Genomic DNA, 16,837 nt, shown 5'->3' on the forward strand with positions numbered 1-16,837 from the left:
GCTCCGCGGGCCCCCCAGCGCCCTATCCCCGCCATGGCCGCCACCTCCAGCCCGACGCTATTCGGCCGCTCGGGCCGGCGGACAGGGCGCACCAACGGCACATAGGCGCACCGCGCACCCCACTGCGCCGAGCGGCGAGCCCTCCGGTCGGCTCGTCGCCCGCTGCCGTGCCCGCTCCGGTCACCCGTTCTCGGCCTGGAACATCCAGTGATGCTTCTCCAGGTCCGCCGTGATCCCGATGAAGATGTCCTGGCTCACCGGATCCGGCTCACCGGTCGCCTCGACCCGTTCCCGCATCCGCGCGATCACCGCGCCCAGTGCCTCGACGAGCGTCCGCACGGCGGTCATGTCGTCGACCCAGCCCTCGGGGGTCACGCCGATGCCGCTGCCGACGGCCACGGTCGCGGCTCGCCCGTCGGGCGGGATCCCGAGCGCCGCGGCGCGCTCGGCCACGGTGTCGGAGTACTTCCGCGCGATGTCGACGACCTCGTCGAGCTGGAGATGCACGGAACGGAAGCGCGGCCCCACCACGTTCCAGTGGATCTGCTTCGCCACGAGGGCGAGATCCACCAGGTCGACGAGGGCGCCCTGCAACGCCTCGGACACGGTCTTCAGGCTCGCGTCGGACAGCGGGCTCTTTACGACGTACATCCGCACCTCCGTTGGCTGCCCCCCGCCATCCCCTCAACGATGCCCGTCACACACCCCACAGGCAAACGCAAACAAATCGGGCACAACCCTGCACGGCAGTCCGTGGGCAAGCGAAAACCCCGACCGACACCCCTCCGGATCTCCCGGAGAACCCCGGCCGGGGCCTCACCAGTCTCGGCGCCTGTCAGCGCCCGTTCATGCCACGCACGCGCGAAGCGTCACGCGGCGGTGGCGGCCACCGCTTCGGCGGGCGCCTTGATGGTCACCCGCTCCGGTGGCACACCGGTCACCGAAACAGAGCCCAGCATCGGACGAACCGGCGTGGGCACAGGTTCGCTGGGGGTGGCCGCAGCAGACTGAGCCAGCTCGGCAAGGGCGAGTTCGTCGCTCACTTCCCGCATGAGCTCGGACATCCGTACGTCCAGCGCGTCGCAGATGGCGGAGAGCAGTTCGGAGGAAGCCTCCTTCTGCCCCCGCTCCACCTCGGAGAGATAGCCGAGTGAGACTCGGGCGGACGAGGAGACTTCGCGCAGAGTACGGCCCTGGCGCTGGCGCTGCCGACGCAGCACGTCACCCAGCAGGCGACGGAGCAGGATCATCGGTGGCTCCCTCCTCGGACCGCGTAGCCGCATCCATTACGCCCCACCGTACCGCCTTGCGCCGCGGCCGTGCGGGGAGCGATGTCGTGTTCACTCAGGGCTGCAAACATCAAAACCCCCCGTTCCGTTCCGTATCCTGTGCCCGCTCATTCCCAGTCTGTTCGCCCGCAAGCTCCTTCAGGAGCAGTGCGAGTACGCTCCGTACACTCTCTCTACGAATTTCCTCGCGGTCGCCGTTCAACCGCAGAGCCTCCACTTTTCCGCCGCCGGCAGAACCGGAATCTGCCCTCAGGGGTCCGTCCACTGCGACGAAGACCGTCCCGACGGCCTGCCCGTCCTGCGGCTCGGGACCCGCGACACCGGTGGTCGCGATGCCCCAGTCGGCGCCGAGCGCCTTGCGCACTCCGGCCGCCATCTGGGCCGCGACCTGCGGATCCACCGCTCCTCGCGCCGCCAGCAGGGTGGCGTCGACACCCAGCAGTTCATGCTTCAGTTCGGTGGCGTAGGCCGTCACCGAGCCCTGGAAGACCTTGGACGCCCCGGGGACGGATGTGATCTCCGCCGCAACGAGGCCACCGGTCAGCGACTCCGCGACGGCAAGCGTCCCGCCGTTCACCGTGAGTAGTCGTACCACGTCGGTGGCCGTGGAACTCACGCTTCCTTCTCCTCCAACGCGGCCTCGCGCTCGGCGATTCCCCGCCTGCGCAGCACAATGGCCTGTTTCACATAGTCGAGCCCGGTCACCACGGTCAGAACGACCGCCGCGGCCATCACCCAGAACCTCAGAGTGGCCAGCCACCCCGTCAGCGCCAGCACATACATACCCACGGCCACGCCCTGGGTGAGCGTCTTGAGCTTGCCTCCGCGGCTGGCGGGGATGACGCCGTACCGGATGACGACAAAACGCAGGAGGGTGATCCCGAGTTCCCGGCCGAGGATGACCCCGGTCACCCACCACGGCAGATCGCCGAGCACGGACAGACAGATCAGCGCCGCCCCCATGATCGCCTTGTCGGCGATGGGGTCGGCGATCTTCCCGAAGTCCGTGACCAGGTTGTACGTGCGCGCCAGATGGCCGTCGAAGAGGTCGGTGATCATGGCGATGGCGAAGGCCGCCCAGGCGAGGGACCGCCACACCGGGTCGTATCCGCCGTCCGCGAGCATCAGCGCGACGAAGGCCGGTACGAGGATCAGCCGGAGCATGGTCAGGAGGTTGGCCACGTTCCAGACGCTGGCCTGGTTGACGGCCGCGGCCGCCAGCTTCCCGCCCCGCGCGGGCTTCCCGTCGTCCTGCGCGTCGACGACGGCACTCTCCGAGCCGTCACCGACAGCGGCTCCACTGTCACCCGCACCGGAGGCCGCACCCTGCCGTGCACCGGGCGCTCCGCCCTCGGCCGACCGCGCGGCCCCACGGCCCATCGCAGCCCCGGGAACCTTGCCCGAGGCCGGACCCGCCGCGGCCCTCCTCGCGCCGGAGGGGCCTCCCGCCGCGGATGCCGGAGCACCGGTCATCTGCCCGCCTCCTCACTACACGCCGACGACGCGAAGGAGCCCTGAAGCGGCTCGGCCACCAGGTCGACGCCCTCCGTACCGACCACCTTCGCCTCGACCATACGGCCGCTGCTCAGACCCGCGCCGCTCGTGAGCAGCACCTGGCCGTCCGTCTCGGGCGCCTGGTGGACCGCGCGGCCGTACACGCCCTCCTCGTCGTCGACGGACTCGACGAGCACGTGCACCGTCTGGCCGACGCGCTCCTCGGCGCGCTGCGAGACGAGTTCCTCGGCCAGCCGCGAGACGCGGGCCAGCCGCTCGGCGACGACGTCCTCGTCGAGCTTGTTGTCGTAGGTCGCCGCCTCGGTGCCCTCCTCGTCGGAGTAGCCGAAGACGCCGATGGCGTCCAGCCGCGCGCCGTTCAGGAACCGCTCCAGCTCGGCGAGGTCGGCCTCGCTCTCGCCGGGGAAGCCGACGATGAAGTTGGAGCGCACGCCGGCCTCGGGCGCCTTGCCGCGGATCGTGTCGAGCAGCTCCAGGAACCGGTCGGTGTCACCGAAGCGGCGCATCGCACGCAGCACGCCGGGCGCGGAGTGCTGGAAGGAGAGGTCGAAGTAGGGCGCGACCTTCGGGGTCGACGTCAGCACGTCGATCAGGCCCGGCCGCATCTCCGCGGGCTGGAGGTAGCTCACCCGGACCCGCTCGATGCCGTCCACCTCGGCGAGCTCGGGCAGCAGCGACTCCAGCAGGCGGATGTCGCCGAGATCCTTGCCGTAGGAGGTGTTGTTCTCGGAGACCAGCATGATCTCCTTCACGCCCTGCTCGGCCAGCCAGCGCGTCTCGTTCAGCACGTCGCTCGGGCGGCGGGAGATGAAGGAGCCGCGGAAGGACGGGATGGCGCAGAAGGAGCAGCGCCGGTCGCAGCCGGAGGCGAGCTTCACGGAGGCGACCGGGGAGCCGTCCAGACGACGGCGCAGGGGCGCACGCGGACCGGAGGCCGGAGCGAGGCCCTCCGGAAGGTCGGCCGGGGCGTGCCCGGGCAGTGCGACCGCGGTGGCCGACTCCTGCCGCTCGGCCGGGCTGATCGGCAGCAGCTTGCGCCGGTCGCGCGGGGTGTGCGAGGCGTGGATGCCGCCGTTGAGGATGGTCTGGAGCCGGTCCGAGATGTCGGTGTAGTCGTCGAACCCGAGCACGCCGTCGGCCTCGGGGAGGGCCTCGGCGAGTTCCTTGCCGTACCGCTCGGCCATGCAGCCCACCGCCACGACGGCCTGGGTTCTGCCGTGTCCCTTGAGGTCGTTGGCCTCCAGGAGGGCGTCGACGGAGTCCTTCTTGGCGGCCTCGACGAAGCCACAGGTGTTCACGACAGCGACGTCCGCGTCCTCGGCGTCCTCCACGAGCTGCCAGCCGTCCGCCTCCAAACGGCCTGCGAGCTCCTCCGAGTCCACCTCGTTACGGGCGCAGCCAAGGGTGACGAGTGCGACGGTACGGCGTTCAGGCATGGGCTCAAGAGTACTTCGTCCCACTGACACCCCACGTCGACGGGGTTGGCGGTTTCCCGGCCAACCCCGTGGTGACTGCGTCCTTCGGACCGGTTATCCGGCTTCGGGGTCGCCCTTCGTGTACGTCAGGCGCTCCACGGCGCCCGGCTGGAAGTCGTCCTTGATCTTCTTGCCGTTGACGAAGAGGTCGATCGCGCCGGCGTCCCCGAGGACGAGGTGGACCTTCGAGCTGTCCTGGAAGGTCTTGGTGTCGCCCTGCTTGAGGACGCCGTCGAAGATCATCCGGCCGTTGTGGTCCTTGACGGCGATCCAGCTGCGGCCGTCGACGGCGGCCACCTGGACCGTCACCTTGTCCTGGGGCGCGGCCGCGATGGCGCTGTCGGACGGCTCGGTCTTGGGGTCGGCGGGCTTCTTGGTCTTGGTGGTCGGGGAAGCGGAGTCGCCGGGCGTGGAGCCCTCGGCCACGTTCGCCTCGTTGGCGCTGTCGCTGCCGCCCTGGAACATGGTGAACCCGACGAACCCGATCACGGCGACGATCGCGGCGACCATGGCGGCGGTCCAGTTGGGCCCCCGCCGCTCCGGACGGATACGTTCCGCCTCGAACAGGGGAGCCGCCGGGGTCGGTGCCGGGCGCCCGCCGTGCTCGTCGCCGTACTGGGCGAGCAGCGGGGCGGGGTCGAGGTGGACAGCCTTGGCCAGGGTCCTGATGTGCCCGCGGGCGTAGACGTCCCCGCCACAGGCGGAGAAGTCGTCCGCCTCGATGGCGTGCACGATGTTCATGCGGACCCGGGTGGCGCTACTGATGTCGTCGACGGTCAGCCCAGCGGCGATACGCGCCTGCTGAAGGGCACGGCCGATGGAGGGGCGGGCTTCCTCGCGGTCTTCTTCGACGCGCTCGTCTTCGAACGGACGCTCGTCTTCAGGGGAGTTGCCGATGGACACGGGGGCGCCTTTCGAGCGTGTAGCCGCCTGTGCTGGAGGTTCAGTCTAGGGGGGGTGCAAAAGGGTGGGGCAACCGGGCGGTGGCACTTTGTACGCCATCGGAATGGCCCGACATTCCGATGGTGGGAAAGCTGTTTGTCACTTCCCTCAACTTGACGTACGCCGAAGGGAAACGGTTGCTCAATGATCCCTTACGGGTGAGTCACGATCCGGACACCCGATTGCACTACAACTCGGCGAGGCGACCGGCCGTGTCCCACTTCCCTACCCTTCAGACTCCCCCCGGATCAGCGCGAGCACGCCATCCAGCTCGTCAGGCTTCACAAGAACGTCACGAGCCTTCGAACCCTCACTCGGTCCGACGATGTTGCGGGACTCCATCAGGTCCATCAGCCGCCCGGCCTTGGCGAAGCCGACACGCAGTTTGCGCTGGAGCATGGAGGTCGACCCGAACTGCGTGGAGACGACCAGTTCGGCCGCCTGGCACAGCAGGTCGAGGTCGTCGCCGATGTCCTCGTCGATCTCCTTCTTCTGCTTGGTCCCGACGGTGACGTCGTCCCGGAAGACGGGCGCCATCTGGTCCTTGCAGTGCTGGACGACGCCCGCGATCTCCTCCTCGGTCACGAAGGCGCCCTGCATACGGGTCGGCTTGTTGGCGCCCATCGGCAGGAACAGCCCGTCGCCCTTGCCGATGAGCTTCTCGGCGCCCGGCTGGTCGAGGATGACCCGCGAGTCGGCCAGCGACGACGTGGCGAAGGCCAGCCGCGACGGCACGTTCGCCTTGATCAGGCCGGTGACGACGTCGACCGACGGCCGCTGTGTGGCGAGCACGAGGTGGATGCCGGCCGCGCGCGCGAGCTGCGTGATGCGCACGATCGCGTCCTCGACGTCCCGCGGCGCGACCATCATCAGGTCGGCGAGCTCGTCGACGATGACCAGCAGATACGGGTACGGCTGGAGCTCGCGCTCGCTGCCCTCGGGCGGCTTGACCTTGCCCTCGCGCACCGCCCGGTTGAAGTCGTCGATGTGCCGGTAGCCGTAGGCGGCCAGGTCGTCGTAGCGCAGGTCCATCTCGCGTACGACCCACTGGAGCGCCTCGGCGGCCCGCTTGGGGTTGGTGATGATCGGGGTGATCAGGTGCGGGATGCCCTCGTAGGCGGTCAGCTCGACCCGCTTGGGGTCGACGAGGATCATCCGGACGTCCTCGGGGGTCGCCCGCATCATGACCGAGGTGATCAGGCAGTTGATGCAGGACGACTTTCCGGAGCCGGTGGCGCCGGCGACCAGCATGTGCGGCATCCTCGCCAGCGAGTGCATGACGTAGCCGCCCTCGACGTCCTTGCCGAAGGCGACCAGCATCGGGTCGTCGTCCTCGGCGGACTCCGCGAGCCGCAGTACGTCACCGAGGTTGACCATCTCCCGGTCGGTGTTCGGGATCTCGATGCCGACCGCGGACTTGCCGGGGATCGGGCTGATGATCCGCACGTCCGGGCTGGCGACGGCGTAGGCGATGTTCTTGGCCAGCGCGGTGATCCGCTCGACCTTCACGGCGGGGCCGAGCTCGATCTCGTAGCGCGTGACCGTCGGCCCGCGCGTGAAGCCGGTGACGCTGGCGTCCACCTTGAACTCGGTGAAGACGTTGGTGAGCGCTGCGACTATGGCGTCGTTGGCGGCGCTGCGGGCCTTGCCGGGTCCTCCGCGCGTGAGGAGGTCGAGGGACGGCAGCGCGTACGTGATGTCGCCGGACAACTGGAGCTGTTCCGCGCGCGGGGGCAGGTCGCGGGGCTTGGCGGGCGGGGACTTGGTGAGGTCGCGGACGCCCGCCTTCGGCCTCTCCTGCTCGGGCTCGTCCTGCTGGAGCTTCTCCTGCTGCGGCCGGGCGGCCGGGACGGGCGTCGGCGTGGTCACCTCGCGGTCCCCGACGGTCACGCCCTGGGTGAGGTCGGCGACGATCGGCGAGGGCGGCATCCCGTGCAGCACGGCCCCGTCGAGCGCGGCGGCGGCCGCCGCGGCGACGTCCACGGCGTCCCTGGGCCGGTCCATGTCGGGCTGCGGCAGGGCGGAGCGCCGGGGACGGCCACGGCGCCGGGAGAGGGCCTCCTGTTCGGCGCTGTCGGGGTCGTACGCCGCCGGAGCCGGCGCACGCCTGCCGCGCGGCCGGGCGGGCAGCGCCTCACGCCACTGCTCGTCGTAGCGCTCGTCGTCGTCGGCGAAGCCGTACTCGTCCTCGGCCGGGTCGCGGACGATCCCGAGCCGCACCCCGAGCAGCCGCAGCCGCTGCGGGATGGCGTTGACCGGGGTGGCCGTGACGACCAGCAGCCCGAAGATCGTCAGCAGCACGAGCAGCGGCACGGCGAGCATGTCGCCCATGGCGTACGACAGCGGGGTCGCCATGGCCCAGCCGATGAGGCCGCCGGCGTCCCTTATGGCCTGCATGCCCTCGCCGCGCGCCGGTGAGCCGCAGGCGATGTGGACCTGGCCGAGCACCCCGATGACGAGCGCGGACAAGCCGATGACGATGCGTCCGTTGGCCTCGGGCTTCTCCGGGTGGCGGATGAACCGCACGGCGATGACGGCGAGCAGGATCGGCACGAGCAGGTCGAGCCGGCCGAAGGCGCCGGTCACCAGGATCTCGACCAGGTCGCCCACCGGGCCCTTCAGATCGGCCCAGGTGCCCGCGGCGACGATCAGCGCGATACCGAGCAGCAGCAGGGCGACGCCGTCCTTGCGGTGGGCCGGGTCGAGGTTCTTGGCGCCCTGCCCTATGCCGCGGAAGACGGCGCCGACGGCATGTGCGACCCCGAGCCACAGGGCGCGCACGAGCCGGTAGATGCCCCCGGTCGGGCTCGGAGCCGGTTTGGGCGCGGCCTTCTTCGCCGCGGCCTTCTTGGCGGGCGCCCTTTTCGCTGGAGCCTTTTTGGCAGCGGCCTTCTTCGCCGGAGCCTTCGCCGAACCGGCCGCCTTCTTCGCGGGCGGCTTCTTGGCTGCGGAGGGACGTGAGGCCATGGGTGTGAGGTTACCGGGGGAGACGACAAGGGACACGTGTGCCTACGGCTTCACCCGTTCGTGTCGCTTCGGGAGAGGCGCAGAACTGACGCGCGCTCATGGGCGGGCAACGACGCCTGCCCGGCCGTCAGTTCTGCGAGGACACCGACGATGTGCTCCCGGTGCCCGGCTCCAGCGCGTCCAGCGCCCGCCGCAACCCCGTGAGCTTGCGCTCCAGATGAGCCGCCGTGGCCACCGCCGCCGCGTCCGTCGAGTCGTCGTTGAGCTGCTTGGTCAGCGCCTCGGCCTGCTCCTCGACGGCCGCGAGCCGCGCCGAGAGCTCGGCGAGCAGCCCGGCCGACTCCTTGGCCTCGCCGTCCGCGTCCTTGCCGTTGCCCTCCAACTGGAGCCGCAGCAGCGAGGCCTGCTCACGCAGCTGGCAGTTCTTCATGTACAGCTCGACGAAGACGGAGACCTTCGCGCGCAGCACCCACGGGTCGAACGGCTTGGAGATGTAGTCGACCGCGCCCGCCGCGTAACCCCGGAAGGTGTGGTGCGGCCCGTGGTTGATCGCGGTGAGGAAGATGATCGGGATGTCCCGGGTCCGCTCCCGCCGCTTGATGTGCGCGGCTGTTTCGAAGCCGTCCATGCCCGGCATCTGGACGTCCAGCAGAATGACCGCGAAGTCGTCCGTGAGCAGCGCTTTGAGCGCTTCCTCCCCGGACGATGCCCGCACCAGCGTCTGATCGAGCGCAGAGAGGATCGCCTCCAGCGCCAGCAGATTCTCCGGCCGGTCATCGACCAGGAGGATCTTGGCCTTCTGCACCATGGCCCGCCCTCCTCGCCCCGGCGTGGGGCCTCCCCTGTCCGCAGGACCTGAGGATGCACCGGTGGGTGCCGCCCCAGGGGACGACTCCCTTGCGTCGCCCGTCCTTGTGCCGGTCATCGTAGCCGCACCCCGCCTGTCGCCACACCCTGTCACCGCGATGTCACTGTGCCCGTAGCAGAAACGCAGCAGGAGACCAGAAGGTTCCCCAGATCTCGTACTTCTACACGACTATGCGCACATCGAGTCCGCAACTCCGTGTGAACACCGAACCTTTCCGCCAACGTTGCGTAACGGTCCAACGTTCCCCTCATTCCCCTCGCATCCACTGATCCATCACCGTCAGCAGGTGATCGGGGTCGACCGGCTTCGTGACGTAGTCGGAGGCGCCCGACTCGATCGCCTTCTCCCGGTCGCCCTTCATCGCCTTCGCGGTCAGCGCGATGATCGGCAGCCCGGCGAACTGCGGCATCCTGCGGATCGCCGTGGTCGTCGCGTACCCGTCCATCTCGGGCATCATGATGTCCATCAGGACGACCGCCACATCCTCGTGCTGTTCCAGGACCTCGATGCCCTCGCGGCCGTTCTCGGCGTACAGCACGGACAGGCCGTGCTGCTCCAGGACGCTGGTCAGCGCGAAGACGTTGCGGATGTCGTCGTCGACGATCAGCACCTTCTCGCCGCCGAAGCGGATGCCGCGCCGCGGCTTCGGCGCCGCCTCCTGCTCCGCGGGCGTCCACTGCTCCGGCTGCGCCGGGCGCGACGCCAGCTCCGGCATCCTGCGGCGCCGCCGGAACAGCGCGGCCGGACCGTTCTGCGTCTCGTTGTACGACTTCACCTCGGCCGGCGTCTCGACCTCGACCTCGGACAGCTCGGACAGGTCCGACGTCGACGCCATCAGGTCACCGGGCTCCAGGGCCGGCAGCTGCTGCTGATAGCCCTGCGGCGGCAGTTCGCTGGGGTGCAGCGGCAGGTACAGCGTGAACGTCGAGCCACGGCCCGGCTCGCTCTGCGCGTAAATCTCACCGCCGAGCAGCTGGGCGATCTCCCGCGAGATGGACAGCCCCAGTCCCGTACCGCCGTACTTGCGGCTGGTGGTGCCGTCGGCCTGCTTGAACGCCTCGAAGATCACCCGCATCTTGCTGGACGCGATACCGATCCCGGTGTCGGTCACGGAGAACGCGATCAGCTCGGCGTCCGGATCCGTCAGCGACCCGGTCTCCAGCAACTGCTCCCGGATCTTCTGCGGCACGTCGTCCCGCGCCGGCCTGATGACCAGCTCCACCGACCCGGAGTCGGTGAACTTCACCGCGTTGGACAGCAGGTTGCGCAGCACCTGGAGCAGCCGCTGCTCGTCGGTGTGCAGCGTCGCGGGCAGCTCCGGCGACACCCGTACCGACAGGTCCAGGCCCTTCTCCGCGGTCAGCGGGCGGAAGGTGGCCTCCACGTAGTCCACGAGCTGGACGAGCGCGATCCGCGTCGGGGACACGTCCATCTTGCCCGCCTCGACCTTCGACAGGTCGAGGATGTCGTTGATCAGCTGGAGCAGGTCGGAACCGGCCCCGTGGATGGTCTCGGCGAACTCGACCTGCTTCGGGGAGAGGTTCCCCTCGGCGTTGTCGGCGAGCAGCTTGGCCAGGATCAGCAGCGAGTTGAGCGGCGTACGCAGCTCGTGCGACATGTTCGCCAGGAACTCGCTCTTGTAGCGCATCGACACCGCGAGCTGCTCGGCGCGCTCCTCCAGGACCTGCCGCGCCTCCTCGATCTCGGTGTTCTTCACCTCGATGTCGCGGTTCTGCTGGGCCAGCAGCTCGGCCTTCTCCTCCAGTTCGGCGTTGGACGCCTGGAGGGCCTTCTGCCGCTGCTCCAACTCGGCGGAACGCTCACGCAGTTGCTCGGTCAGCTCCTGCGACTGCGCCAGCAGCAGCTCGGTCTTGGTGTTGACGGAGATCGTGTTGACGCTCGTCGCGATCATCTCCGCGATCTGGTTCAGGAAGTCCTTCTGGATCTGCGTGAAGGGCGTGAAGGACGCCAGCTCGATGACCCCGAGCACCTTCCCCTCGAACAGCACCGGCAGGACGATCACCTGCGCGGGCGGCGCCTCACCGAGCCCCGAGGAGATCTTCAGGTAGCCGCTGGGCGCGTTCTCCACGAGGATCGTGCGCTTCTCCGTGGCGGCCGTGCCGATCAGCGCCTCACCGGGCTGGAACGACGTCGGCATGGAGCCCATCGAGTAGCCGTACGAGCCGAGCATGCGCAGCTCGTACTGGTCGTCGTCCGCGGCGTTCATGTCCTCGCCGTCGACCAGCGGCATCGCCAGGAAGAACGCGCCGTGCTGGGCGGAGACCACCGGCGTCAGCTCGCTCATGATCAGCGAGGCCACGTCCTCCAGGTCCCGGCGGCCCTGCATCAGCGCGGAGATCCGGGCCAGGTTGCCCTTGAGCCAGTCCTGTTCCTTGTTGGCGATCGTGGTGTCGCGCAGGTTGGCGATCATCTTGTTGATGTAGTCCTGGAGCTCCTGGATCTCCCCGGACGCGTCCACGTCGATCTTCAGGTTCAGGTCGCCGCGGGTCACCGCGGTCGCCACGCGCGCGATGGCACGCACCTGACGGGTCAGGTTCCCGGCCATCTCGTTCACGGACTCGGTCAGGTCCCGCCACGTGCCGTCGACGTCACGCACGCGTGCCTGCCCGCCGAGCTGTCCCTCCGTACCCACCTCGCGGGCTACTCGGGTGACCTCCTCGGCGAAGGAGGACAGCTGGTCGACCATCGTGTTGATGGTCGTCTTCAGCTCCAGGATCTCCCCGCGCGCGTCGATGTCGATCTTCTTCGTCAGATCACCCTTGGCGATGGCCGTGGTCACCATGGCGATGTTGCGCACCTGGCCGGTCAGGTTGGACGCCATCTGGTTCACGGACTCGGTCAGGTCCTTCCACGTACCGGCCACACCCGGCACGTGCGCCTGCCCGCCGAGGATGCCGTCCGTGCCCACCTCACGGGCCACCTTGGTGACCTGCTCGGCGAACGAACTCAGCGTCTTGACCATCGTGTTGATGGTGTCGGCGAGCTGCGCGACCTCACCGCGCGCCTCGATCGTGACCTGCCGCGTCAGGTCACCGTTGGCGACCGCCGCGGAGACCTGGGAGATGTTCCGCACCTGAGTGGTGAGGTTCTTGGCCATCAGGTTGACGTTGTCGCTCAGGTCCTTCCAGATGCCCGTGACCCCGGGCACGTGCGCCTGGCCGCCCAGGATGCCCTCGGTGCCCACCTCACGGGCCACCCGGGTCACCTGCTCGGCGAACGAGGACAGCTGGTCGACCATCGTGTTGACGGTCGTGACGAGCTCGAGGATCTCGCCCTTGGCGTCGACGGTGATCTTCTTCGACAGATCGCCCCGGGCGACCGCGGTCGTGACCTCGGCGATATTGCGCACCTGGATGGTCAGGTTGTTCGCCATGCCGTTCACGGACTGGGTGAGGTCCTTCCAGGTGCCGGAGACGCCCTGCACCTCGGCCTGGCCGCCCAGGATGCCCTCCGTACCCACCTCACGGGCCACACGCGTGACCTCCTGGGCGAACGACGACAGCTGGTCCACCATCGTGTTCAGCGTGTTCTTCAGCTCCAGGATCTCCCCGCGCGCGTCCACGTCGATCTTCTGTGACAGATCACCCCGGGCCACCGCGGTCGCCACCTGCGCGATGTTGCGCACCTGCGCGGTGAGGTTCCCGGCCATGCCGTTCACGGAATCGGTGAGGTCACGCCACACACCGGCGACGCCGGGCACCTGCGCCTGTCCGCCCAGCCGGCCGTCCGTACCCACCTCGCGCGCGACCCGGGTCACCTGGTCGGCGAAGGCCGAGAGCTGGTCGACCATCGTGTTGATGGTGTTCTTCAGCTCCAGGATCTCCCCGCGCGCGTCCACGTCGATCTTCTGTGACAGATCGCCCCGGGCCACCGCCGTCGTCACCTGCGCGATGTTGCGCACCTGGGAGGTGAGGTTCCCGGCCATGGAGTTGACGGAGTCGGTGAGCTCCTTCCACGTGCCGGACACGCCGTCCACCTGGGCCTGACCACCGAGACGGCCCTCCGTGCCCACGTCCCGGGCCATCCGGGTCACCTGGTCGGCGAAGGACGACAGCTGGTCCACCATCGTGTTCACGGTGTTCTTCAGCTTGAGCATCTCGCCGGAGACGTCGACCGTGACCTTCTGCGAGAGATCGCCGTTGGCCACCGCCGTCGTCACCTGGGCGATGTTCCGCACCTGACCGGTGAGGTTCCGGAACGCCGTGTTGACGGAGTCCGTCAGGTCCTTCCACGTCCCGGCCGCGCCCGGCACCTGCGCCTGACCGCCCAGCTCACCCTCGACACCGATCTCACGGGCCACACGAGTCACTTCGGCACCGAAGGCCGAGAGCTGGTCGACCATCGTGTTGACGGTGTTTTTCAGCTCCAGCATCTCGCCGGCCACGTCCACGGTGACCTTCTGCGACAGGTCACCGTTGGCCACGGCCGTCGTCACGGCGGCGATGTCCCGCACCTGAGTGGTCAGATTCCGGAAGACCGTGTTCACCGAATCGGTGAGGTCCTTCCACGTCCCCGCCGCACCCGGCACATTCGCCTGACCACCGAGACGCCCCTCGGCCCCGACCTCGTTGGCCACCCGCGTGACCTCGTCCGCGAAGATCCGCAGCGTCTCGGTCATCTGGTTGATCGTCTCGGCGAGCTGCGCGACCTCGCCGCGCGCCTGCACGGTCACCTTCCGCGACAGGTCACCGTTGGCGACCGCCGTCGTCACCTCCGCGATCCCGCGCACCTGGGCCGTGAGATTCCCGGCCATGGTGTTGACGGAGTCGGTGAGCTCCTTCCACACGCCGTCCACCCCGGGCACCTGCGCCTGACCGCCCAGCGCGCCCTCGGTGCCCACCTCCCGGGCCACCCGCGTCACCTCGGAGGAGAACGCCGACAGCTGGTCCACCATCGTGTTGACGGTGTTCTTCAGCTCCAGCATCTCGCCGGCCACCTGAACCGTGACCTTCCGAGACAGATCACCCTTCGCGACCGCTGTCGTCACCAGCGCGATATCCCGCACCTGAGCGGTGAGCCGGTACGCCATCGTGTTGACGGAGTCCGTGAGATCCCGCCACGAACCCGACATCCCACGCACACGGGCCTGTCCGCCGAGCTTGCCCTCGGTGCCCACCTCACTGGCCACACGCGTGACCTCGTCGGTGAACGTCGACAGCTGGTCCACCAGATTGTTGACGGTCCGCCCGACCTTCAGGAACTCGCCGCGCAGCGGCTGCCCGTTCCCGTCCGGCACCTGCGTCCGCAACTCCATACGCGGCGACAGATCACCCTCGGCCACCGCGGACAGCACCCGGCTGACCTCGGAAACCGGCCGCACCAGGTCGTCCACCAGGGCATTCGAGTTGTCGATCGCGGTCGCCCAGGAGCCCTCACAGGCCCCCGTCTCCAGCCGCTCGGTGAGCTTGCCCTCCCGGCCCACCATCCGCCGCACGCGCGAGAGCTCACCCGTCAGATGCAGATTGCGGTCGGCCACCTCGTTGAAAACCGCCGCGATCTCGGCCATCACGCCGTCCCCGGACACCGTGAGCCGCTTGCGGAAGTTGCCGTCCCGCATCGCCACCAGGGCAACCATCAGCCGGTTCAGGGCTGCCGTGTCCACTTCAGTCGTGCCGCTACGCACTTTGCCCTGACTACTTGGGGACTGTCCGCCTTTCGCGCGCGTCTTCTTGCCACGCGTCGCTGCGCCAGACTCCACTGTGTCCCTCCCGCAGGGGTCGACCGTCACTGCTGTGCTGAGGTACCGCGCTCGGCGTACCGGTTACTACTGCGTATTCTCCGCCTTGCATACCAGGCCGTTCCCGGGGGGCTGCTGCCCCCGTACGCAGAAGACACTCAGCCTGCCCGGACATTCACAAGAAGCTTGCCCAGTGTTTCACCCTGGCCGAACCAGGCCATAACAGTTCGGCAGCTTCGCACATCGTCCGCACACCCTCCGGACGGAAACACTGCAGACCGGCATCCGCATGGACCGCGAAGGTAAGTAACCTTGCATCCGGCTGTCCAGCCGCGCCGGTCCGTCCGGCCTGGGCGGTGGCACGAAGACGAGCGGGCATCGGAGGGGCGGCCGCACACATGACCACCGGACTGATCCCGGGGGGACAGCCCCCGGACCCCCGGCCGACGGGCGGCCTGCCGCAACAGCGGCGCGAGCCGGTCGGCCACGCAGCCCAGCATGTCGAGAACCGGTCGAGGAGTTCTGTGATCACCGCGCGAGCGGCCGCCAGTTTCGAGCCCGTCGGGCGATCTGTAGCGAGCGCCCGCTCCTTCGTCCGCGACACCCTCCAGGGCTGGGGCTTCGCCGACATCGTCGATGACGCCGTCGTTCTCACGAGCGAACTGGTGACCAACGCCGTGGTCCACGCGGGCACCTCCGCCGATCTGCTCTGCCTGCGCAGCGACGAGGGCGTGCGCATCGAGGTGGCCGACCGCTACCCCGAGCGTGAGATCCCGCTCCAGGCCTCGGCCATCAACATGGGCAGCCCCGACCGCGAGGGCGGACGCGGCCTCCAGCTGTGCGCGGCCCTCGCCGGCCGCTGGGGCGTCGAGTACACCCCCACCCACAAGACCGTCTGGTTCCAACTCGACCTCCCGGCCAGGGTGGTGGGCACCCGCGCGGCCGGCCCGGCCCTCCCCGCCAACCTCCTCCCCCTTGCCGACGGCCGGGTCCGCGTGGCCGTCGTCCAGATCGACCGCACCGGCCACATCACCGCCTGGAACGAGGACGCCGAGGACCTCTTCGGCTACCCGGCCGAGCAGGTCACCGGCAAGCCCCTGACCGACCTCGCGGCCTGGCCGCACACCCCGGGCACCAGCACCGGCATCGCGGAGGCACTCCAGCTCTCCCGCTGGGAGGGCAGTTACGGCATCCGCGCCGCCGACGGCCGCGTGACGGCCGTCTACGCCTCCCACCTGCGCGTCCGCGACACCGGCGGCGAACCGTCAACCGTGTGCCTCTTGGTACGTGACCACGAACGGGCCGTTCTCCAGACGCCTCTACGCGTCCCTGCCTCCGACACCGCCACCTCCGAGGGCCAGAGCACCGACCCCTTCGAGGTGTTCATCGGCTACCCGGCCCCGGACGACCTCGACGGCCTCCTCCAGCGCACGGTCGAACGCGCCCGCGACATGCTCGACGGCGACTCCGCGTTCCTCCTGCTGGCCACCGACGACGAGACTGAACTGGAGGTCCGCGCCTCCACGGGCCTGCCCTCCGCCCGTCAGCGCTTCGCCCGCGTCCCCGTCGAGGCAGGCTCCGGCCGCTACGGCTCCGCCCGCATGCCGGCCGTCCACGACGACCTGACGGCGGTCCCCGGCGCGGTGCCGCTGCTGAACGGCACGGGCATGCGCTCGGTCGTCACGGTCCCGCTGAAGGTCGAGGGCCGCCTCACCGGCTCCCTCGGCGTCGCCGCCGAGGCCCCCGGCAGATACTCCAACGAGGAAGCCCTGCGCCTCCAGTTCGCCGCCGACCGCATCGCACTCGCCGTCGAATCGGCCCGCCTCGGCGAACTGGAACGCCTGCGCCGCGGCTCCCTGAACTTCCTCGTCGAGGCCTCCGACCTACTCGCCGGCACCCTGGACCGCGACCAGACCCTGGCCCTGATGGCCCAGATGACGGTCCCCACCCTCGCCACCTGGTGCGCCGTCTACACGATCGCCCACCAGGCCTCCGAGCCGTACCTCTCGTACGTCCTGCACGAGGACGAGGAACTCATCGACGGCATCAAGTCCCTGCTGTCGAAGGTCCCCCCGCCCGACCC

Annotated in this window: 10 protein-coding genes; 1 reads left to right on the top strand and 9 read right to left on the bottom strand. The window is 69.3% G+C overall.

Annotation, left to right across the window (positions count from 1 at the left end; genetic code table 11):
* Positions 1-180 precede the first annotated feature (180 nt).
* The 9 genes from CA983_RS26135 to CA983_RS26175 form a co-directional block, all read right to left on the bottom strand.
* The gene (locus CA983_RS26135; protein WP_086603302.1) at positions 181-651 is read right to left on the bottom strand and encodes a Dps family protein; all 471 of its coding nucleotides are present in this window, start codon (positions 649-651) and stop codon (positions 181-183) included.
* Positions 652-869: 218 nt separating this feature from the next.
* The gene (locus tag CA983_RS26140) at positions 870-1,250 is read right to left on the bottom strand and encodes a helix-turn-helix domain-containing protein (protein ID WP_020276318.1); all 381 of its coding nucleotides are present in this window, start codon (positions 1,248-1,250) and stop codon (positions 870-872) included.
* A gap of 109 nt (positions 1,251-1,359) precedes the next feature.
* Positions 1,360-1,905, bottom strand: coding sequence for a CinA family protein (locus CA983_RS26145; protein ID WP_086603303.1), 546 nt, complete (start codon positions 1,903-1,905; stop codon positions 1,360-1,362).
* Complete coding sequence (gene pgsA, locus CA983_RS26150; protein WP_086603304.1) at positions 1,902-2,762, bottom strand: CDP-diacylglycerol--glycerol-3-phosphate 3-phosphatidyltransferase; 861 nt, start codon at positions 2,760-2,762, stop codon at positions 1,902-1,904. The genes CA983_RS26145 and pgsA overlap by 4 nt, the downstream gene beginning before the upstream one ends.
* Positions 2,759-4,240: a 30S ribosomal protein S12 methylthiotransferase RimO gene (gene rimO / locus CA983_RS26155; RefSeq protein WP_086603305.1), complete on the bottom strand. Its 1,482-nt coding sequence runs from the start codon at positions 4,238-4,240 to the stop codon at positions 2,759-2,761. Before rimO ends, pgsA begins: the two co-directional genes overlap by 4 nt.
* Positions 4,241-4,333: 93 nt before the next feature.
* Positions 4,334-5,182, bottom strand: coding sequence for a helix-turn-helix domain-containing protein (locus tag CA983_RS26160; protein WP_086603306.1), 849 nt, complete (start codon positions 5,180-5,182; stop codon positions 4,334-4,336).
* 264 nt (positions 5,183-5,446) lie between these two features.
* Complete coding sequence (locus tag CA983_RS26165; protein ID WP_208637038.1) at positions 5,447-8,188, bottom strand: FtsK/SpoIIIE family DNA translocase; 2,742 nt, start codon at positions 8,186-8,188, stop codon at positions 5,447-5,449.
* A 127-nt stretch (positions 8,189-8,315) separates the two neighbouring features.
* On the bottom strand, positions 8,316-8,996 hold the full coding sequence (locus tag CA983_RS26170; RefSeq protein ID WP_059418393.1) for a response regulator: 681 nt from the start codon (positions 8,994-8,996) through the stop codon (positions 8,316-8,318).
* Positions 8,997-9,303: 307 nt separating this feature from the next.
* Positions 9,304-14,775: a HAMP domain-containing protein gene (locus CA983_RS26175; protein WP_086603308.1), complete on the bottom strand. Its 5,472-nt coding sequence runs from the start codon at positions 14,773-14,775 to the stop codon at positions 9,304-9,306.
* Positions 14,776-15,152: 377 nt separating this feature from the next.
* On the opposite strand from CA983_RS26175, the gene CA983_RS26185 reads away from it, so the two are divergent.
* Positions 15,153-16,837, top strand: a 1,685-nt coding sequence (locus tag CA983_RS26185; RefSeq protein WP_143645559.1) for a GAF domain-containing protein, incomplete at its 3' end; no start/stop codon positions are given.

Origin of the sequence: Streptomyces swartbergensis (genome assembly GCF_002148965.1) — a bacterium.
GTDB lineage: Bacteria > Actinomycetota > Actinomycetes > Streptomycetales > Streptomycetaceae > Streptomyces > Streptomyces swartbergensis.